This is a genomic window from Methylobacterium terricola (genome assembly GCF_006151805.1).
Lineage (GTDB): Bacteria > Pseudomonadota > Alphaproteobacteria > Rhizobiales > Beijerinckiaceae > Methylobacterium > Methylobacterium terricola.
In genome coordinates this window covers 444,591-464,625 of the sequence record NZ_VDDA01000005.1, presented here as the reverse complement: position 1 = coordinate 464,625, position 20,035 = coordinate 444,591, and the positions used below count along the sequence as shown (strand labels likewise).

Genomic DNA, 20,035 nt, shown 5'->3' with positions numbered 1-20,035 from the left:
GCGCAAGGGATCTCCGGCGCGGAGTTCGCCGCCCCGCGCCCGGTCGCGTCGATGGATGATGAGGAATGAGGATCCGCGGTCAGATCTTCACGACGTATTGCCGCTCGAATCTCTTCCCCTTGAACAGATAAGCGCTGAAATCAGGCGGGACATCGCCGGGCTGGTCGAGACCGAGCACCGAGGATGCGCCGTCGTGAATGATCTTGCGCCCGCCCTTCAGGGCGTCGCGGCCCTGCGCGAAGGACGAGACCACCTCGCCGTCGGGACCGCTCAAGCCGATGATCCGGGCGTTGACCGCCGCGGTGTCGGCGCCCGGGCCGGCGGCCTCGACGGCGAGTGCCAGCGGCACGATCATGTCGTAGGTCATCGCCGCATAGGTGTTGCTGCGCCCCGGTGCGGCCATCGCCTTGCGGTCGAGGGCGTCGAAACCGGCGAAGGCGGTCGAGCCCTCGTTCGCCACGCTCTCGACCGTGATGCCGTGCGACAGCACGTCCTCTTCGAGGCTGGCGACGGTGCTGGCGTTGATCGCCCAGTCGGGCAGGATGAACTTGTTGGTCGCGCCGGTCTGGTGCCATTCCCGCAGGATGATTGGGGTGTCGGCGACGTAGGAGCCCATGGCGATGACGTCGGGCTTGGTGTCGAGCACGCTCTGCGGCTCGCTGCGATAGCTCGGCTGGTTCGGCTCGTAGACGACAGCCTTGGTCAGGCTGCCGCCTTGCGCCTTCCAGGCCTTGGCGAAGCCCTCGGTGTTGCCGATGCCCGACGCGGTGTTGAACGCCAGCGTGGCCGGGCGCTTGAAGCCCTCCTTGGCGGCGATCTGCGCGAAGGCGCGGCCGAAGCGGTCGTTGGTCGCCTGGAAGCGGGAGGACAGGTGCTTGGCGTTGGCCGGCGGCCCCGCTCGCGGCGTTGATCCGGGCGGCGGTGGCGATGATCGTCTTCTGCATCCCGGTCCCGAAGGTGGCGCCCGCCTCGGTGACGGGGCAGAGCGCGCCGACCCGGAACTCCTCGGCCTGAGCCGCCGCCCCACGGGGCAGGGCCGCCTTGAGGGTGCCGGCGGCGATCAGCCGGAGGGTCTGGCGTCTGTCGAAGCGCATGGTCGGGATTCCTCCGGAAGCGGGATGGACAGGGGTCAGAAGGAAGCGGAGCGCTTGACCACGGCGCCGTCCTTGATGATCAGCGGCATGTGACGACCCTGGCCGGTGAGCAGGGCGAGGTCGTCGAGGGGGTTGCCGTCGACGACGACGAGATCGGCGAAGGCGCCGGGCGCCACGGTGCCGATCCGACCCTCCATCCGAAGGGCCTTCGCGGCGTCGAGGGTCGCCGACCGGATCGCCTCGGCGGCCGGCAGGACACGCCCGCGGATCACGAATTCCTCCGACTGGTGCCGATGCATGTCGCCGAGGAGATCGGAGCCGTAGGCCATCAGGACGCCCGCCTCCCGCAGGATCCCGAGGGCGGCGAGACCCGCCTCGCGCACGTCCTCGATCTTCGCCACCGAATCCGGCGGCAGGCCCAAGCCGGCGCCTTCCTTGGCCAGAGCGTCGTAGGTGACGCAGGTCGGCACCACGAAGGCACCGGCCTCGCGGATCATCGCCGCGGTCTCGGGGCTCACCAGGTTGCCGTGCTCGATCGAGACCACACCGCACTCGACCGCCCGGCGGATCGCCGCGTCGGTGTAGAGATGGGCGGAGACATAAGTCTGGGCGTTCCGCGCCTCCTCGACCGCGGCCGTGATCTCGTCGCGGGAGAAGCCCAGGAAGGCGATCGGGTCGGTCGGCGAGGACACGCCGCCATTGGCCATGATCTTGATGAACTCGGCCCCGGCCTTGATCTCCTCGCGGCAGGCCCGGCGCACGGCGTCGACCCCGTCGCAGATGCGGCCGAGAGTGCCGAGGCGCTCGGTGTAGTACTCCACCGACCGGGCATGGGCGCGGCCGCGGTAATCGGTGTGGCCGCCTGTCTGCGACAGCGCCTTGCCGCAGATGACGAGCCGGGGCGCCGCGATCAGCCCCTCGGCGATCGCCTGGACGAGGCCGTGATCGGCACCGCCGAGGTCGCGCACGGTGGTGAAGCCGCGCATCAGCATCCCGTGCATGATGCGGGCGGAGCGCAACGCCACCAGGGAGTTCGGCAATTCGGCATTGGCGCCGAGGTTCGGAATCGTCGCGATGACGTGGACGTGGCAGTCGATCAGCCCCGGCATCAGGGTGCGGCCGGCGAGGTCGATCACCGTGGCGCTGGCGCTCGCGAGGCCGGGACCGACCTCGCGGATCAGGTTGCCGTCGATCAGGACGTCGAGGGGATCGCTCGGCCGGTCCTGGCTGCCGTCGACGAGGCGGGCGTTCTTGATGAGCGTGAGGGGCACGGTGCGTTGGATCCCTGTGTCGGTTCGGGAGCGGCGGGCTGATGCAGGAGCACGCGCAGGCTCGACTTCCAGAAATCGAGGAGGCCGCGGAAATACGCTTCGTCGTCGCGCACGATGGTCTGGGCGACCATGCCGCGGATCATCGCCATGGTGAGGGTGGCGCGCGCCCGCTCAGGATCGATGCCCTCGGGCTCGGCCAGGATCATCCACACCTCGTCGAGGGCCTGGTGAAACTCGCGCACCACCGGGATCATCCGTTCCTTGAAGCTCGGGTTGTGCCGCAATTCCGGCAAGTATTCGAGCGTCACATAGTAGAGCCCGCCCGCCATCAGGTCCCACAGGTAGTCGACGACCAAATCGGACGTACCGGCTCGGTGAGTCGTTCGCTCGGCGAAAGCGCGCATCTCGACGATGACGTTGTGGAGTTGAAACTCCAGAGCTGTGATCAGCAGATCTTCCTTCGACGAAAAATGGTGGTTGAGAGCACCACGGGAGATGCCCGCCTCCCGCGCGATGTCCGGGGTGGTCAGCCGCGCGTATCCGCTCGCGTGGAGCAGGCGAATGGTGGCTTCCAGCAGGGTTCGCTGGGTGTCCGCGCTCCTCTGCCCCTGCGTCCGGCGCATCACACTTCCCCCCGCACGGCGCGATTGTGCCGATGTCGAAGAAACAAGCAAGTATGTTTGTTTTGCAAATTCGAGCTGTTTGCTGCCTTGATTGTAGGCAACGCAGCGTTCCGGGATGGACCGCCGACCGGTTTCCTCGCGCATGATCGATACGCTCGTGTTCCCCCATGCTGTGGTTACTTGAGGTGGGTATCTACGCTGAGTGCGAAGCGGAATCGGACCGAAGCTCATCCGCGCTTTCGGTGGTGATGAGTGGTCAGAGGCGTTGATCCGCGCATTACACGCGGAGCAGCACGATGCCGATCTCGAACCCATTCATGTCGCAGGCTCCGGACAGCCGTCATGTCGGCGGCCTGACACTCAAATCGATAAAGTTGATGATCGCCGCACGCTGCCGCTCACGAGACCACCTGACGATCCGAGGGCAATTCTCGACGATAATGCACAGTATGTATATGTAAATTTGTGATGTTCTATGGCGACAAAATCGAACAATGACGCAAAATTTGCGTGATCGCCCTTGTGACAGGCACGGCTCACAGAGAATATTTGTCAGCGCTGTAGCGGGGCTGAGTTCATGCGAGGCACGCCGTGGCGAAGCGTTGACCGAGGCTCAGACCGACATCGACATGGTGCCAGGTCGCGAGCTCGGCGCTCGCTGGTCATGACCATGGGCGATGACAGTCACCGTCGAGGTGACGGGGAACTCTTGGTGTCGAATGTCAGCGCGCTGGCGGTCGGTGCCGACGAGGCCGCCCGGCGCGCAGGCGTTTCAGTCGACCTCATGGGTGCGGTCGCGGCGATCGAGGCCGCAATCTCGAATCATCCGTCACTGATCACGGGGCTCTCCGTTTAACGGAAACCGCCGGCATCTTTCGGGTCGGATCATCCGCTCGGGGTCCACTTCGGCCCTGAAGAGATCTGCCACTACAGTTGCGCCCCCGATCGGGCCCCAGGTCGACAGCTGTGGCTTACACGAGCCAAGGTTGTCCGGCGCCGACGGAAGAGTAAGTTGCAATTGTAGTGCTGGCCGCACCGCTAACGCTGATCCTTCAATATCCGTAGCTAGGCCCGAACCCAGCTCACCCGCTTCCGCAGCGATCCCGACGCCTCTCTCGACGACCTCGAACAACAATCTCAACAGCAGACTTCGTCGTCCTCGTTTTTTTGGGAAACCTTTCGGCGCTTCGAGCGTAGCGTTGGCTTCAGACATCCCACGAGAGGACCGAGCGCAATGGAACCGATGAAGCCCATGGAACCGATGAAGCCGATGAAGCCGATGGAACCCATGAAGGGCTCGGAGCCCTGGTGGCCGCAGGAGCTCGGCCAGCCCTCGACCAGCGGTGGCCAGAACGGCATGCGCTACGCGTTCTTCCCCGACAAGCAGCGGCTCCTCGTCGAGACCGACGGCAAGCTGGCTACCTACGATAGCGGCAACCACCGCATCAGCGGCGTCTCCCAGTCGAATGGACGGGCACCGAGCTTCACCACCCAGGATGGCGACGTGAATGTGAACGACCTCAAGGTCGTGGGTTGAAGGAGGCTCCGGCACGAAGCCTCCCCGCGCCACCTCGAGCGACGGCACGGGGAGGCCCTGTGGGGACGCGCGACCAGCACTCAATGACCTGAGGCATGCCGTGCCCGCCCGAGCGTGGCACCGGTCCGCCGGTTGCTCAACCTCACGAACGCCGACATGACCGAGGGCGCGGCGAACTCGCAGGCGCTGGCCACTCGGCATTCGCTGGTGGTATCCGCAATGTCCCTGGCGAGCCAGGCCAGCTAGGGCATCCTTCAGCGACTGCGCTGATCCTCGCGGGTGTCAGCCGCGAAGCTTTCCGGGGTTTCGCTGCTGCCACGAGTGACGGGCGCTCTAAGATGTCGAGGGCGCCCGCAGCAAGCAGCATCCCAGGGGCCAGTTCGCCCCTGTTCACCGGAGCAGGGCAGGGCAGTCAGCCTTGACGCACCCGGAGCGTCGTACAGCGCGGTCGAGGGGTCACCAGCTGCACGGCTGCTGCTACGTCATCTCGTCGATCCTGGGGTATCTTGAGCCCAGCACGATAGCTTCAGCTCGTCAGGAGCAACTATGCTGGTAGCGCCCCTTCTCGCTGCAACCGGATTTGACCCCAGCGGGCATACACGATGATGCGGCTCAAAGTCCGGGCGGGGTGGTTTTCGGACCGTCTGCTTCCGGCCATCTCGGCTCCAAAGTCGTAGGATCGCATCCGGTCGCATGCTGAGGGCCTGCTCCTGACGGTCGGGTTTCGGTCAGGTCGATGTCTGGACCCATCGCGCTCCAGCAGCGGTGCAATCGCCCTCGCGATGGATTGGCTTGGTCATCGACTGGCAGAGCGCGGCTCCGTCGCCATCGGCATCGATCACCACGAGCACCCAGGCCTTTCGGTGGGAGGGATTTCACTGCCTCTGGGAGCGGGCACGTGACGTCAGTGCTCTGCTCAAGGATCTGTTCTGGCGAGATGACCTCAGGATCGCAGTCGAGGACCGGGCCTGCATCGTCGGCTTCTCGGGTGGATCCTACGCCGCACTGCTTCTTGCAGATGCGCGCGTCGCCTACTCGCAGTTCGGGCCCGACAATCCGGTCACGAGCCCGATCCAAGGCCCGCGCGAATTTCCGCAACTCGCTGACGAGTTGCCCAAACTGCAATCGAGCGCAGTGTTTCGTGCCTCTTGGGAGCGGCGGCGCGATGACTATCGTGATGAAGAATGGGCGCTGGTCGCGCCCGACCTGACGCAGCTGCCCGAGACCGCCGCTCAGCGCGAGCACAGCGTGCGGGAGCTGTTCAACGGGCTGCGCTACGTGGCGCGTTACGGCGTGGCGTGGCGCGCCATGCCCCACGACCTACCGCCCTGGCATCCGTGTACGATGAGGCCCAACGCTGGCTGCGAGCCGGCTGCTTTGAGAGCCTGGTTCACGATCTGCGCGCTGTGCTGCGCCTGGCCTCGGACCGAGCCGAGGAACCCTCGGCCGTCATGCTCGACAGCCGCACCTTGCGCTCGACGCCCGAGGGTGGCGCTCGCGCGGCCTGGGACGGACACAAACGCACGCGCGGCTCGAAGCTGCACGCGGCGGTCGACACGCTCGGCCAGGTGCTGGCGCTGCACGTCACGCCTGCCCATGCCGATGACCGATCTGCCGTCGCCGCGCTGTCTGACGCCGTGCAGGAGGCCACCGGCGACAGCGTGGACCTCGCCTCTGTCGATCAGGGCGACACGGGCGAGCGCGCGGCGAAGGCGGCCGCCGACCACGGCATCGTCTTCTTGGTCGTGTCGGCGCATGGCGAGGCAGCCCCGCCAGTACAGGAATTGAGCGCGCCTGCGCAGAAATGGCGCATGACATGACCGCGAAATGCACAGCACAAAATTGACAACGTACTGAAATCATGGCGGTATATCCTTATACCGCCAGTTCGACGTCATTCGCCAAGGCCGGGATGATATCCCGCTCCGTGCTGCACCATGTCACTCGGCGATCGATGACGGTCAGTACATCCCCGACGTATCGCGGCTATCCGTGAATTGCCGCGCATCCAGCCTTTGGAAGATTAAGAGGGCGCAATGTTGAAACGGTTTCTGGGCCTTTTCCTGCTCTCTGCTCTCGCCATACCGGCCATGCCACACGCGCAGCCCGTAGCTGGGGGACGCGCCAACCTGATCGTCCAGCCCGAGCCTCCAAGCCTGATGCTGGGATTGGTCACCAACGCGCCGACCCAGCTCGTCTCCGGCAAGATCTACGAAGGCCTGCTACGCTACGACGAGAAGCTGAAGCCGTTGCCTTCGCTCGCCAAGAGCTGGGACATTTCGCCGGATGGCCTACGCTACACATTTCATCTCCATGAAGGTGTGACGTGGCACGACGGAAGGCCGTTCACGGCAGCCGACGTGCTGTTCACGGCCAAAGATTTTTTGATGAAGACCCAGCCGCGCCATCGCAACACGATGACCCGCGTCGCCGATATCAGCGCTCCCGATGATCATACGGTGGTCTTCACCCTCAAGGAGCCGTTCGAGCCCTTCATCCGGAGCTTCACCTTCGCGGTGATGCCAATGCTCCCTAAGCACATCTACGAGGGAACCGATTACGGGACCAATCCGGCGAACGACAAGCCGATCGGCACCGGGCCGTTCAAGTTCGAGAGCTGGCGCAAGGGCAGCTCCATCCATCTCGTCAAGAACGAGAGATACTACCTCCTGGATAAACCTTATCTTCAGGATATCTATTTTCATATCATTCCCGATGGCGCCTCCCGGGCGGTCGCCTACGAGACCGGAAAGGTGGACGTCTTGCCCGGCGGCTCGGTCGAGAATTTCGACGTGTCCCGGCTGGGCGCACTGAAGAACAGCTGCGTCTCGCAGAAGGGGCAGGAATTCGATTCGCCCCTGTCCTTCCTCTGGCTCAACAACCGCAAGCCGCCGATGGACGACCGACGCTTCCGCCAGGCGGTCATGTACGCCATGGACCGGACTTTCGCCCTCGACGTGCTCTGGAACGGCATCGGCAAAGTCGCCACCGGCCCGATCGCCGGCACCACGCCGTTCCACAACACGGTCGCTCCGCAATACGAGCGCAACCTGAAGAAGGCCAAAGCGCTGCTCGCCGAGATGCGCTACGATGGCAAGCCGGTCAAACTTCTGCCCCTGCCTTACGGCGAAACGTGGCAGCGCTGGGCCGAGGCGGTGAAGCAGAATCTCGGCGAGGCCGGCATTCCGGTGGAGATCCAGGCGACCGACGTCGGAGGCTGGAACCAGCGTGTCTCCCAGTGGGACTACGACATGGCCTTCACCTACATCTTCCAGAACGGCGATCCGGCCCTCGGAGTCGAGCGGAACTACATCACCTCGCAGATCTCCAAGGGCAATCCCTGGAACAACGTCGAGGGCTATTCCAACCCGAAGGTCGACGCACTGTTCGCCAAGGCCGCCGTGGCCACCCCCGCCGCGAAGCGACAGGAACTCTACGACGAGGCCCAAGCAATCGTTCAGGAGGACGTGCCAGTGGCGTGGCTCCTCGATTTGCGTTTTCCGGTGATCTACCGGTGCAACCTCCAGGATCTGATCACGACAGCCCACGGGCTCAACGTCTCGCTGCGCGATGCCTGGATCAAGCGCTAAGTCCCAAAAAATTCCCTGATGGAAGCGGGACGCATCACCCCCAGTCCCGAATCTACGGCCCATACGAATTTGATTCACGCTGGGTTTTGATTTCGATTCCGATGTCTGAGCCCTTCGGAGACAGGGATGCAACCCACTCAATCCCGACCGCGAAAATTGGGACGAATCCAATCCGTTAACGTCGTCGCTCTGCGGCGAGAGGGGTGAATGAGACGGAAGAACTAACCGAATAGGCCCCCCTTTACCCTCTGCGTCTGCTCTCACGAGAGGGGATCCGCTCCGACATCAGGTCCCCGGGTGCCGCCGAAACCCTGCTCATGCGCGGAGAACCGATCAAGCCATGCCCCGCTTCATCCTCTCACGAGACTCGGAATGATGGCGATCATCCCCGTCGCGATCATCATTCTCAACCTCACGCTCATCCACATGGCGCTCGGCGACCCGGTGATGGTGATGCAGAAGGGCGCCATCGTGGAGATCGGACCGGGCGCACAGATCTTCGACGCCCCCCACGAGCCCTGCACCCGCAGCCTCGTCGAGGCGGTTCCCGGCCGCACGAGGCTGACCGCTCCGCCGGTCGACGCCGTCGCCTGACCCTCACCCCTTCTCCACCGACCGAGGTACCCGATCCATGACAGTCATGCCCAATTCCACCGAGGCACGCGATATCGCCTACCAGCTTCACCCGCTGGTCGACCTGCGCAACTACGGCAAGACCGGCGCCCTCGTGATCGAGCGGGGCGAGGGCGTCTACGTCTACGACAACGCCGGCAACCGCTACATCGAGGGGCTGGCGGGGCTGTGGTCCGTGGCCGTGGGATTCGGCGAGACCCGCCTGTCCGACGTCGCCAAGCGGCAGATGGATCAGCTCGCCTACTACCACATCTTCGCGCACAAGACGCACGGACCCTCGGTCGATCTGGCCGAGAAACTGATCCAGATGGCCCCGGTGCCGATGTCGAAGGTGCACTTCACCTCGTCCGGCTCCGAAGCGAACGACCTCGTCGTCAAGATGACGTGGTACCGCTCGAACGCCCTGGGCAAACCCGCCAAGAAGAAGATCATCGGCCGGGTGAAGGGCTATCACGGCGTCACCATCGCGGCCGGATCGATCACCGGTCTGCCGCGCAACCACGAGAGCTTCGACCTGCCCCTCGACCGCATGCGGCACGTGTCCTGCCCCGACTATGCCGGGTCGGCGCTGCCGGGCGAGAGCGAGGCCGAGTTCTCGCGCCGCATGGCGGCCGAGCTTGAGGCGCTGATCCAGGCCGAGGGGCCGGACACGGTGGCGGCCTTCTTCGGCGAGCCGGTGATGGCCTCTGGCGGCGTCTACGTTCCGCCGGAGACGTACTGGCGCGAGATCCAGGCGGTCCTGCGCCGCCACGACGTGCTCCTCATCGCCGACGAGGTGATCTGCGGCTTCGGACGCACGGGTGCGATGTTCGGCTGCGAGACCTTCGGCATCGAGCCGGACGTGATGGTGCTCTCCAAGCAGATCTCCTCGTCCTACATGCCGCTCTCGGCGATCCTCATGAACGAGCGCTTCTACGAGCCGATCGCCGACGAGTCCGAGCGCCGCGGCGTGTTCGGGCACGGCTACACGGCCTCGGGCCACCCGGTCGCCACCGCCGTCGGGCTGGAGAACATCCGCATCATCGAGGAGCGCGACCTCGTCGGCAATTGCCGGCGCCTGAGCCCGCTCTTCCTCGAGCGCCTAGCCGGGCTCGCCGAGCATCGCCACGCGAAGGCGTGGCGGGGCGTCGGCCTCATCGGCGCCGTCGAGTTGAAGCCCTGGGCCAGGGCAGGCGCCGCCGGCGCAGCCCTCCAGGCTGCGGCCCAGGCCGAGGGCGTGATCGCCCGCGCGATCGGCGATTCCCTCTGCTTCTGCCCGCCGCTGATCATCACCGCGGATCAGGTGAACGCGATGTTCGACGCCGTCGGCCGCGCCCTCGACGCGATCGCGGAGTGAGTGCGGTCGTGGGGATCCGCACGGCCGACAAGACCGATCGTGGCGTCATGGACGCCGTCGAGCTCGCGACCCTTTCCGCGGCGGGCCGGGCCTCGCCGGTGGAGGCCGCGCAGGCCTCGCTCGCCCGCATCGAGCGGTTCAACCCGCAGGTGAACGCCTCCGCCTGCCTGGCCCCCGAGGCGGCTCTCGACGCCGCCCGGGCTTCCAAGGCGCGTTGGGCCCGGGGCGAAGGTATGAGATCACACTCCTTGTGTCGGGGGCTCAAACCCCAGCCGGATGTGACCCCACGCGGACCTTCCATCCGCCACCACCGCAACACCGCGTGGAATGGTTACGAGCGGTTCACAGCACGATGCGCCCGGGCGATTTGGCCGGGCGCCCGCATCAGGCCAGCCACTCCGGCACATAGACCGGTGCCCGGCCCGAGACGAGCGCATTGGCACAGTCGGTCAGCGTACCAAGTCGCACCAGGCAGCCCGAAAGGCCGGGACCGTAATGGGCATATTTGCCCGAGGTCGTGATGACCGTCCTGGCATGGGCCGGGAATACGGGTCGGGAGATCGAGCACCAGCAGAGGTCGGGGATCATCTCGACGCCCGAGGCCGCAAGGCGTGACCGCGTGCCGTCGGCCTCGGCGGCTGCGAGGACCTGCCGCCCCGCCGTGACGATCCCGCAGACGCGGGGATCGCGGCGTCGGCCACGGAGCGCCTCGACGAACGCTCGGCACTCGTCGAGCGAGGCATGGGGACTGCCGATCGCCACGAGGTCGACCTCTTCGGGGCCTGCGTTCAGACGCCGCCATCCCGCGGCGAGATCGGCGCGGGTGATGACGGCGCGGGGCGCATCGGGCAAGGCTGCACCCTCGGCTTCCGGCGTCACGCCGGCGATATGGAGCATCGCCGCCGCCGCCGTCGTGCCGAAGGCCGCGCAGAGCGCCTTCAAGTCGTCGCGGCCGGGATGGCCCTCGGACAGCCCTCGCAAGAGCGGAACCCGATCTCGGGCGACATGGCCGGCGAGGTAGCCGATCAGCGGCCAGAGCGCCGCGTCCGCGCCGTCCGGCCAGTGGACATCGATCACGAGGCCAGCCCGACGGTCCGCATCGAGGAATGGCCCGGCAAGGGGCGCACGTCCGGTGATGGCGATGCACAGGTCGAGGAAATCGGGATGCTTGGCGGTTCGGGCGCCGAGGACGCTGTTGGCATAGATGACCGCGTTGGACTCCGACCATCCGATCGCTTCGCCCCTGGCCGGCGCATCGTCGAGGAGGTAGGGCGCGCAGGTGAAGGTCGGGCGGCACCCCATCCCGACGTAAGCGTCGGCGAGCGCCGCGGCCGGAACGCCGAAAGCCGGCGGCACGCCCTGCTGTTCCCAACGACCGCGGTCAACCGAGATGGCATTCATCGTCGTGGGAACGCGGACGCGGCCCCCCAAGGACGCCATGGCTTCGGCGAAGACGAGGTTGGCGGGGCCTGCATAGATGCAGCCGTCGATATGAGCACGCGTGACATCGGTCAGCCGGGTCGCGCCCTGCTGGCGGCCCATCGCGACAAGGATGCGCATGGCCTGGGCGACAGCCGCACCCCTCCGGCCAGCCAGCATGGATCGGTCTTCGTCCGAAAGGTCGATCGACGCCTCGGATGCGGGAGCGACCGGGATCGCCATGCCGTCCGCGAGGATCGCCTCCGGGGTGATCCGCGCCGACACGCTCCCGGCGAGGGCCAGGAACGCGGCGCGCGGCAACCGCAGGACGGGCAGCGAGTGGCCGAACATCTCCACTGCCACGAGCGCACCCAGCGTCGCCACGTCTTCATGTTCGGAGAAGACGAGAGCTGCCGGGGCGCGACCGGCCAGCGCCAATTCGAGGACGACACCCGAGCCCGAGCATGATCCGCGGCTCGCCGGCATCATCACGATGGCGCCGGCGAGTTCGGTGCCGTGCTGTGGATGGTGCGCGTCGATGATCCGTCCTGTCTGAGGGTCCACGCCGCCCCAAAAGCTCAAGGCCTCGGAGAGGGCGACAACGGGTCCTTCTGCGGAGCCGGGCAGGATCGACAGGGCCGTGTCGTGATGGCTCAAGCGGTTGATCCGAACGCCTCCGGCGCTCATGGCTGCGCCCCTCGCATAAGCGTCATGTAAGCGTTCCCTGCCCTGAACAGGAGGGCAAACCTGACGACGCCTGGACGGGCCTGTGATCAGACGGTTGGGACTGTACCGCCGTCGATCACAATCTCCGCGCCGTGGATGGCGGCGGCGCGACCGGAGGCCAGGTAGGCGATAACGTCGGCGACCTCATATGGCTCGGCCCCGCGTCCGATCGGTATTCCGCCGATCCAGGCCATGACAGCTTGCCGTGCTTCCTCGAACGTGCCGCCCTTGGCAGCCTGCATGTTCTTCACCAGGTCGACAGCGCCCTCGGTCATGATCCAGCCGGGACAGACGATGTTGACCCGGACACCCTTTGGACCCAGCTCCTTGGAAATGGATTTGCTGTAGGTCCTCAGCGCCGCCTTTGCAGCGGCATAGGCGGTGGTGGACTCGGGCAGGGGCAGCACCGCCTGGGTCGAGGTGACGTGCACCACCGCGCCATTGCCGCGCTCGACCATCTGCGGGATCAGGAGACGGTCAAGACGAACCGTCGCGAGAAGGTTCAAATTGATTTCCGAGAGCCAGAGGTCGTCTGTCAATGCCACAAAGCCGCCGGGCGGCATGGCCGATCCCCCGAGATTGTGGGCCAGAATATCGATCCCGCCAAAGCGATCGAGGGCTGCGTGGGCCAAGCGTTCCCCACCCTCGGCCGTGGTCAGATCCGCCTGGATGAACTCGACGCCCTCGATGGGTTCGGCGGCTCCTCGGGCTGCGGTGATGACACGAGCGCCGCCAGCCAGGAAACGTTCTACGGTAGCGCGGCCAAGACCCTTGGTGCCGCCGCTGACAAGCACGCGCTTGCCCGCGAACTCGGTCGAATCAGCTTTGATGGTCATGCCGTGACCTCCAGGGCTTTGATGGCGTGATTTTCGAGCGTGAAGCGATAGATGAAGCGGACCGGGCTGCCCTTGAAGTCGCCATGGGCGGGACCTTCGACGACGACCTGACCATTCTCGTATCGAACGGCGTCCGGCGTGAAAATCGCCCTGACAGCGACGACCCCTTCTTCAAACAAAGTTCTAAGTCCGGCATGCCCTTGATAAACGGTGCCGTTATCGCGAAGGACGGCGCCCGCAGCAAAAGGTTCGAGCATGGCGTCGACGTCCAAGCGGGCGTTCGCAGCCACATACGCGGCAATGGGGGGAGGAAGATCGAGCGACATGGTCTTGCCTCTTGACTACGGTCTCGGGCCTTAGCGGCAGCGAATGCGGGTGACAGCCAAGGTAGAGGTGGACAGGTGGTGCGATAAGCAGGACAATCCGGAACGTTCCATCACGAATTCCGGGACAATGGTGCAGAGCAGCCTGACGGAATTGGAAGCCGTTCTCGTCGTCGCCCGCTTGGGGAAATTCCGGGCCTCAGCGCTGGAGCTCGGCGTCTCGACCACTGCGCTGAGCAATGCGATCGGGAAACTGGAGCGCACGCTCGGCGTGCGGCTCTTCAACCGGACAACGCGAAGCGTCTCTCTGACTGAGGCCGGCCAGCATTTCGTCGCGCACGTCGCACCCGCCTTGGACAGCATTCGCGAGGCCATGGATGCTGCACGCTCTCAGCAGAGAGAGCCTTCGGGCACATTGCGCATCAACACATTCCCGACTGCAGCAAGGGAAATTATTTCTTCTCTTGTCCTGCCATTCTTGCGCGCATACCCTGACGTTCACGTCGATATCGTCACAGAGGGCCGTCTGGTGGATATCGTCGCGGGTGGATACGACCTCGGCATACGCAGCTCCGACCTTGTGCCGGCCGACATGATCGCAATTCCATTAGGAGTCATGCGGCGCAATGTTGTGGTCGCCACGCCAGAATACTTGGAAGCGCGGGGAACGCCCGTAGTCCCGCAGGATCTCACCGCGCATTCCTGTCTCCGTGTCCGTCTCCCCAACGGCGCGATCCACCGCTGGCCGTTCGAGAAGGACGGAGAGTCGATCTATATCGATGTCCAGGGCCCAATGACCCTCGACGAGGCAAGCCTCGCACGCACCGCCGTCCTCGCCTCCGTAGGACTGGCTTTGGCGATGGAGGCAGATGTTCGAGACGACATCGAGGCAGGCCTCCTTGTGCGCGTGCTCGAGGATTGGACGCCGATTCTCGCACCCTTGAGCCTCTATTATCCGAGCAGACGCAACCCGACTGCCGCGTTCAAGGCCTTCGTCGACTTCGCGCGGCTAAGTGGGGTTAGAGAGACCCAATGGGTGCCCACAGGTCGGGAAACGCCAGCAACGGACGTTCAACCGCTGTAGTTTCAACGGCTGTTCGTAGCGGATCCGGCGCTCCTGGAGCGATAAGCCTCCCTTATGCGATGGTAAGGAAGACCCGGAGAGGCGGCGTAGACCTCGTTCGGAGCGTCGAAGACGCCGGCATCCCGGCGCCAAGCGACCGGGCCAGGGCCAAGGCCTTGCAGCCTTGGGGCCGGAGTCAGGCCCCGGTCACACGCCAGACCACGTTGCCGACGTCGTCGGCCATCAGCAGCGACTGATCGGGACCGAGCGTGACGCCAACCGGCCTGCCATAAGAGACACTCTCGTCCGGCGCCAGGAAGCCGGACAGGATGTCGCGAGCCGGGCCGCAAGGGCGTCCGTTCTCGAACGGCACGAAGACCAACTTGTAGCCGCTCAAGGTACTGCGGTTCCAGGAGCCGTGCTGCCCGATCGCCATGCCATCCGGGAAGCCGGGCAGCGTTCCCGCCGGCATCCAGCAAAGACCCAGGGATGCAGTGTGGCCGCCCAGCGCATAGTCCGGCGTGATCGCGCGGGCGACGGCGGCGGCGTCCTGCGGCACGCGGTCGTCGACTGTCTGCCCCCAATACGAGTACGGCCAGCCATAGAATCCACTATCCTGTACGGACGTGAGATAATCCGGTGGCGTTTCGTCGCCCAACCCGTCGCGCTCGTTGACCACCGTCCACAGCACGTTCGTGCTCGGTACCCAGGCGAGGCCGACAGGATTGCGCAGTCCCGAGGCGAAGATGCGGCTCGTGCCGCTGGCGAGGTCGAGTTCGTAGACGGCCGCGCGGCCCTCCTCGACCGCCATGCCATCGTCGGCGATGTTGCTCAGCGAGCCGACGCCGGCATACAGCTTCGTCCCGTCCGCGCTGACCAGCAGGCTGCGTGTCCAATGGCCGCCCGGCTTGAAATCCACCAGCTTGCGGCCGGGCCCGGCGATCCTGGTGGTGCCCTCGGCGTAGGGAAACACGACGATGCCGTCGGTGTTGCCGACGTAGAACTTGTCCTCCACGAGAGCCATGCCGAAGGGCTGGCTGAGGCCCGTGAGGAACGGCTCGCACGTCTCCGCCACGCCGTCACCATCCGTGTCGCGCAGCAGCGTGATGCGGTTTGCACTCACCCCCGCGGCGCGGGCGCGCTTCATGGTTGCGGTCATGGCGTGGTCGAACAGGTGCCGCATGACCTTGCGCGGCTCGCCGGACGATTCGGCGACCAGCACATCCCCGTTCGGGAGCACATGAAGCCAGCGTGGGTGGTCCAACCCGGTGGCGAAGGCATTGACCTTCAGGCCGGGAGCCGCGACCGGAAGCTGCCCCGGTGACCATCCGCGTGCCGAGGGCATCTTCAGCGTCATGATCCGGCCCTGCGGCTTCGCGGTCGGAATGACGGGCGCACTGCCCCAGGCAGGTTCGTAGCGGCCGTCGCGCAATCGCCGCAGCCTGGACGCGGCTCCGCCGATCAACGAAACACCGCGTGCGAATGCAGTCGACAAGTTCAAAGACCCTCTCCCAACGATTGTTGCCTGATCGGCTGGAGGCACCTGGGCTGGGTACGGCCGCCGGAATCGGTCCTAGCATTACAGTTGTCTCCGCCTCCTGAGGTAAGCTTGGCGGGTCGCGGCGCGGTGAGCGCGCAGCCACGATGACCAGGCGACGACGAGAGGCGGTTCGATGCACCGTTGCGCGAGCCGGGTCGCAACCGGTCGGATCTCCTGCAGCGACCAGGGCATGGGCGAGCTTGGCCCTTCGCCCGGTTCTTGGGGCGGGCCGTCGGCCCGCTGGCGCACCCGCGCCAGCACCGCGAAGACCAGCATCACCAGGCTGACGTGCCGGTGCCAGCCATCACTTATAGGGGAAACCCCGTTCAGGCACCCGCATTCTCGCTCTTGCGGCCTACGATCGCACGCGCCCGGCCGAAGTTCAGGACTTTGTCGCACATGGCCAGCGTCGTTTCCCGATGGGCGATGATGATACGGGTCATGGGCAGCTTGCGTACGGCGTCGTTGATCGCCCGCTCGCTGGCCGGGTCCAGGTGGCTGGTCGCCTCGTCGAGGAGGAGGAGGCCGGGGCGGCGATGGATCGCGCGCGCGAGCACGATCCGCTGCGTCTGCCCCCCCGACAGGACGCTGCCCATATCCCCGACCAGCGTCTCGTAGCCCATCGGCATCTGCACGATCTGGTCGTGAATGGCGGCGAAGCGCGCGCAGGCGATGACCCATTGCGGATCTGCCTCGGGGTCGAAACCCGCGATGTTCTCGAAGATCGACCCCGCGAACAGCCTGTCGTCCTGCAGGACGCAGCCGACGCGCTCGCGATGGGCGGAAAGCCCGATCGAGGACAGGGCGAGACCATCGAGGAGGATCTGACCGGAATTCGGCGCCGAGAGGCCTGCCAGGATCTTCAGAAGCGTGGATTTCCCGCATCCGGAGGGGCCGGCGATGCCGAGGCACTCGCCCGGCTCGACCGAAAAGCTGAGACCGGACAGGATGTCGGGCTCGCCATCGGCATAGCGGAAATGGATGTCGCGCACCTCCAGCCGGCTCGCCGCGCGCGCCTGCGCGCCCGCGAGGATCGGCACGCCGTCCTGTCGCGCCTCCGGCTCGCTGAGGGCGATGTCGGCGAGCCGCTCGCCATGGAGCGACAGCATCCGGAACTGCAGCATCGTCTCGACGAAGGTCGCGACGCGGGTGGCGAACTGGTCCTTGTAGGCGAGAAACGCCACGAACATGCCGACCGACAGGCGATCCCCCAGAACGGCCAGGATGCCGACATAGATCATCGCGATGCGGTCGAGCCCGAACAACGCGGTGTTGGCGGCCTGGAACCAGGCGTCGAACCGCTGGACGCGCAGCTCGGCGTTCAGCCGCTCCGCCATGTGGTTGATCCAGGTGTCGCGGCGCCAGAATTCCAGGTTGAGGGTCTTCACGCTGGCGATGCCGCGCACCGTCTCCATCAGATGGGAACTCTCCATCGCCCCATGGGCGATGGCGGCCTCCGAGATCTCCCGGTAGGGCGCGTAGGCGAGGACCCGCAGCAGCACGTAGAGACCAACGCTGACGAGCGCCAGCGCGAGCAGCCAGCCGCCATAGAGCCCCATCATCACGACGAGGGTCAGGCTCATGACCCCATCGAGCAAGGCCTGCACGGCCCGCGTCGTCAGCGTGCGGTGCATGGCGTCGAGCGAGCCGAAGCGCGAGACGATGTCGCCGACATGGCGCTTCTCGAAGAAGCCGAGAGGCTGGCGCACCAGCCGGTCGAACAGGGCCGCCTTCCACTGCATCATCAGGTTGGTGCCGATCAGCATCGTCGCCCATGTGCGCGCGAAGCCCGCCGCGACCTGGAGCACCAGGAGGAGCACGAGCGCGATGCAGATCAGCGTCAGGAGATTCGGATCGGCCGCCACCACGACCTCGTCCAGCACGAGCTGGAAGCCGATCGGCATCGCCAGGACGGTGATTTCGAGCAGAACGGAGATGGCCAGGATCTGGAGCGCCGCGCGCCCGAGGCCCGACGTGCGGCGGACGAGATCCACCACCGAGATGCTCGCACGCTCCTGCTTCCGCTCGAACCGCTCCGTCGGCCAGAGTTCGAGGGCGATCCCGGTGAACTTGGCCGAGAGTTCGGCGAGCGGCACCGTTCGGCGCCCGAAGGCGGGATCGTGGATCACCGCCGAGCGGGGTCCGACCCGGGTCAGGACGACGAAATGACTGTGCTGCCAGTGCAGGATGCAAGGCAGGCGCAGGGTGGGCAGATCGGGGATGTCGAGCTTCAGGGCGCGGGTGCTCAGGCGGAGCTCGGTGCCGACCCGCATGAGATCGCGCAACGTCGCGCCCTTCATGGAGATCGCGTAGCGGCTCCGGACCGCCGCGAGGTCCAGGCGATGACCATGGAAGCCCGCCACCATGGCGATGCAGGCCAGGCCGCACTCGGCCGATTCCGCCTGCAGGATCACGGGTGTCGACCGCCCGAGATGGAGGGCGGTGCGCAGGCGTTGGTCGAACGACGTCATGAGGCGGGTCCGGGCGAGGTGGTAATCGTCGCGCGCAGGCCGTAGAGGGGCTCCAGGATCCACTGGTAGAGCGGTCGCGTCTCGCCCAGGAGATGCGCGTCCACCTGCATGCCCGGCTGGAGCGCTTCGGTGTGGCCATAGGCGCGGACGAAAGGCTGGTCGGGCGCCACCGTCACCCGATAAAGGGTCGGGCCGGCGGCGCTGCCGGTACCGCCCGCGATCTGGGCGACCTCCTCGGGCCGCAGGTTGGCGCGGGACACCGAGACGATGTGGCCGGGATACTGGCCGAACTTCTGGTAGGGAAAGGCCCGGTAGCGCAGGAGGACGCGCGCGCCGTCCCGCGGGAAGCCGATGACGCTGCTCGGCACCAGGAGCTGCGCGACGAGCGGCTTGCCGGCGGGCACGATCGTCAGGAGCGGGGCGCCCGCCGCCACGGCCTGGCCCGCCGAGGCGCTGATGCCGGTCACCAACCCATCGCGCGGCGCCTCGATGCGCAATTCGCGCCGCGCCTCGCTCTCGGAGATCTGGCCGTCGAGATCGAGGATCTGCTGGCGGATCTCGCTCCGCCTGGCCAGGCTCTGGAGATCGAAGCTGGCGAGCCGCGTCCTGATTTCGTTCAGGCGCCCCTCGGTCTGCAGGCGCTCGCGCCGCAGCGCCAGGACCTGAGCCTTCTGCGCGTTGTAGGCCTGGAGCCGGCTCTCATAGTCGGCCGACCGGCTCAGGCCGCGATCGAGCCATTTCTGCTGCCTCTGGGCCATGATCTCCAACTCGCCGGCGAAGCGATCCAGGATCCCGACCTGCGCGTCCATCTCGGCGAGTTCGCGGTCGAGATGGTCGGCCTGCTCCGTCAGACCCCGCTTCTCGGCGAGATCGAGCTTTTCCCGCCGTTCCAGCGCGCCCTGCAGCTCGTCGCGCTTGGCGCGCAGCACGGAGGCCACCGCCCCTTGCGTGTCGCCGAGCGAGGTCGTGCTGTCGACGCGCAGGGCATAGAGCACGTCCCCGCGCCGGACATGCTGCCCCTCCGTGACCGTGATCTCCGAGATCCAGCCGGCTTGAGGGGCTGCGAGCCGGGTCAGGCCGTCGGGCGGCAGCACGAGGCCGGTGACGGGCACGCGCCGCGTGTACTGGCCGAGCACGAGAAACGCCAGGATAGCGATGGCGAAGACGAGCGAGGCGAGGGCGAAGCCCGTGACCGGCATCAAGCGGATGACGCGCGGATGCCCGAGCCAGGAATCCCGCCGGCTCTCGACGGATTCAGGCCGGAAGAGCGATCCCGCGCCGGGGGGATGCGTCATGCCCGAGGCCTCATGCTCCGCACCGCCTCGGGACGGTTCCTCGTCCGTCCCGGCCCCCGCCCGGAAAAAAGACCTCTCTTCGATCGAACGGAAACACACTCATTCTCTGCGCATTAGTACCGACCTATCCGACGAGCCTTCGTAAGGCAGACGCGCGAGACGTTCGACTAGCACAGGTGTGTTATTGCAGAGGGATTGGCGCTTTGCTTAGGTCGAACACGGTCTGCAGGCGTCGGTTGTCAAAACAGGCACGGCAGACTTTTTCTCATTCGATCGGA

Annotated in this window: 15 protein-coding genes and 1 pseudogene; 7 read left to right on the top strand and 9 right to left on the bottom strand. The window is 66.1% G+C overall.

The features are described 5' to 3' along the window. Window positions 1-79: 79 nt before the first annotated feature. The 3 genes from FF100_RS15465 to FF100_RS15455 form a co-directional block, all read right to left on the bottom strand. The gene (locus FF100_RS15465; protein WP_246102091.1) at window positions 80-1,027 is read right to left on the bottom strand and encodes an ABC transporter substrate-binding protein; all 948 of its coding nucleotides are present in this window, start codon (window positions 1,025-1,027) and stop codon (window positions 80-82) included. Between the two features lie 102 nt (window positions 1,028-1,129). Further along, on the bottom strand, window positions 1,130-2,365 hold the full coding sequence (locus tag FF100_RS15460; RefSeq protein ID WP_139036568.1) for a metal-dependent hydrolase family protein: 1,236 nt from the start codon (window positions 2,363-2,365) through the stop codon (window positions 1,130-1,132). After that, window positions 2,287-3,132, bottom strand: a complete 846-nt coding sequence (locus tag FF100_RS15455; RefSeq protein ID WP_246102090.1) for a TetR/AcrR family transcriptional regulator — start codon at window positions 3,130-3,132, stop codon at window positions 2,287-2,289. The genes FF100_RS15460 and FF100_RS15455 overlap by 79 nt, the downstream gene beginning before the upstream one ends. 520 nt (window positions 3,133-3,652) lie before the next feature. On the opposite strand from FF100_RS15455, the gene FF100_RS15450 reads away from it, so the two are divergent. The 6 genes and pseudogenes from FF100_RS15450 (at window position 3,653) to FF100_RS15415 (ending at window position 10,084) form a co-directional block, all read left to right on the top strand. After that, window positions 3,653-3,844, top strand: a complete 192-nt coding sequence (locus FF100_RS15450) for a hypothetical protein (protein WP_139036567.1) — start codon at window positions 3,653-3,655, stop codon at window positions 3,842-3,844. A 423-nt stretch (window positions 3,845-4,267) separates the two neighbouring features. Further along, window positions 4,268-4,525: a hypothetical protein gene (locus FF100_RS15445; protein WP_246102089.1), complete on the top strand. Its 258-nt coding sequence runs from the start codon at window positions 4,268-4,270 to the stop codon at window positions 4,523-4,525. A 1,134-nt stretch (window positions 4,526-5,659) separates the two neighbouring features. After that, window positions 5,660-6,279: pseudogene (locus FF100_RS37880) on the top strand (IS5 family transposase); the annotation flags it as partial. 282 nt (window positions 6,280-6,561) lie between these two features. Next, on the top strand, window positions 6,562-8,115 hold the full coding sequence (locus FF100_RS15425; RefSeq protein ID WP_139036564.1) for an ABC transporter substrate-binding protein: 1,554 nt from the start codon (window positions 6,562-6,564) through the stop codon (window positions 8,113-8,115). Window positions 8,116-8,487: 372 nt separating this feature from the next. Continuing rightward, the gene (locus FF100_RS15420) at window positions 8,488-8,709 is read left to right on the top strand and encodes a hypothetical protein (RefSeq protein WP_139036563.1); all 222 of its coding nucleotides are present in this window, start codon (window positions 8,488-8,490) and stop codon (window positions 8,707-8,709) included. 37 nt (window positions 8,710-8,746) lie between these two features. Further along, window positions 8,747-10,084: an aspartate aminotransferase family protein gene (locus FF100_RS15415; RefSeq protein WP_139036562.1), complete on the top strand. Its 1,338-nt coding sequence runs from the start codon at window positions 8,747-8,749 to the stop codon at window positions 10,082-10,084. Window positions 10,085-10,468: 384 nt separating this feature from the next. Here the strand turns inward: FF100_RS15415 and lhpI are convergent, their stop codons facing one another. The 3 genes from lhpI to FF100_RS15395 form a co-directional block, all read right to left on the bottom strand. Further along, window positions 10,469-12,160, bottom strand: a complete 1,692-nt coding sequence (gene lhpI, locus FF100_RS15405) for a cis-3-hydroxy-L-proline dehydratase (RefSeq protein ID WP_139036561.1) — start codon at window positions 12,158-12,160, stop codon at window positions 10,469-10,471. A gap of 116 nt (window positions 12,161-12,276) precedes the next feature. Continuing rightward, complete coding sequence (locus FF100_RS15400) at window positions 12,277-13,065, bottom strand: SDR family oxidoreductase (RefSeq protein WP_139036560.1); 789 nt, start codon at window positions 13,063-13,065, stop codon at window positions 12,277-12,279. Continuing rightward, entirely contained in the window at window positions 13,062-13,391 is a 330-nt protein-coding gene (locus FF100_RS15395) for a nuclear transport factor 2 family protein (RefSeq protein ID WP_139036559.1), read from the bottom strand. Before FF100_RS15395 ends, FF100_RS15400 begins: the two co-directional genes overlap by 4 nt. Window positions 13,392-13,518: 127 nt before the next feature. Here FF100_RS15395 and FF100_RS15390 point away from each other — a divergent pair, with 127 nt between their 5' ends. After that, window positions 13,519-14,472 carry a LysR family transcriptional regulator gene (locus FF100_RS15390; RefSeq protein ID WP_139036557.1) on the top strand — a complete coding sequence of 318 codons (954 nt, stop codon included), beginning with the start codon at window positions 13,519-13,521 and terminating at the stop codon, window positions 14,470-14,472. A 175-nt stretch (window positions 14,473-14,647) separates the two neighbouring features. Here FF100_RS15390 and FF100_RS15385 read toward each other — a convergent pair whose 3' ends face one another. From FF100_RS15385 to FF100_RS15370, 3 genes are all read right to left on the bottom strand, one after another. Beyond that, window positions 14,648-15,952, bottom strand: a complete 1,305-nt coding sequence (locus FF100_RS15385) for a PQQ-dependent sugar dehydrogenase (protein WP_139036555.1) — start codon at window positions 15,950-15,952, stop codon at window positions 14,648-14,650. 365 nt (window positions 15,953-16,317) lie between these two features. Then, window positions 16,318-18,462 carry a peptidase domain-containing ABC transporter gene (locus tag FF100_RS15375; protein WP_139036551.1) on the bottom strand — a complete coding sequence of 715 codons (2,145 nt, stop codon included), beginning with the start codon at window positions 18,460-18,462 and terminating at the stop codon, window positions 16,318-16,320. Then, the gene (locus FF100_RS15370; RefSeq protein WP_139036549.1) at window positions 18,459-19,757 is read right to left on the bottom strand and encodes an HlyD family secretion protein; all 1,299 of its coding nucleotides are present in this window, start codon (window positions 19,755-19,757) and stop codon (window positions 18,459-18,461) included. Before FF100_RS15370 ends, FF100_RS15375 begins: the two co-directional genes overlap by 4 nt. Window positions 19,758-20,035 lie beyond the last annotated feature (278 nt).

Bases quoted from the DNA above. Each gene is read 5' to 3' on its own strand.
- FF100_RS15375 (WP_139036551.1), bottom strand. From the start codon at position 18,462: ATGACGTCGTTCGACCAACGCCTGCGCACCGCCCTCCATCTCGGGCGG.
- FF100_RS15390 (WP_139036557.1), top strand. From the start codon at position 13,519: ATGGTGCAGAGCAGCCTGACGGAATTGGAAGCCGTTCTCGTCGTCGCC.
- FF100_RS15400 (WP_139036560.1), bottom strand. From the start codon at position 13,065: ATGACCATCAAAGCTGATTCGACCGAGTTCGCGGGCAAGCGCGTGCTT.
- FF100_RS15455 (WP_246102090.1), bottom strand. From the start codon at position 3,132: ATGCGCGAGGAAACCGGTCGGCGGTCCATCCCGGAACGCTGCGTTGCC.
- FF100_RS15420 (WP_139036563.1), top strand. From the start codon at position 8,488: ATGATGGCGATCATCCCCGTCGCGATCATCATTCTCAACCTCACGCTC.
- FF100_RS15445 (WP_246102089.1), top strand. From the start codon at position 4,268: ATGGAACCCATGAAGGGCTCGGAGCCCTGGTGGCCGCAGGAGCTCGGC.
- FF100_RS15370 (WP_139036549.1), bottom strand. From the start codon at position 19,757: ATGACGCATCCCCCCGGCGCGGGATCGCTCTTCCGGCCTGAATCCGTC.
- FF100_RS15450 (WP_139036567.1), top strand. From the start codon at position 3,653: ATGACCATGGGCGATGACAGTCACCGTCGAGGTGACGGGGAACTCTTG.
- FF100_RS15415 (WP_139036562.1), top strand. From the start codon at position 8,747: ATGACAGTCATGCCCAATTCCACCGAGGCACGCGATATCGCCTACCAG.
- FF100_RS15425 (WP_139036564.1), top strand. From the start codon at position 6,562: ATGTTGAAACGGTTTCTGGGCCTTTTCCTGCTCTCTGCTCTCGCCATA.
- FF100_RS15395 (WP_139036559.1), bottom strand. From the start codon at position 13,391: ATGTCGCTCGATCTTCCTCCCCCCATTGCCGCGTATGTGGCTGCGAAC.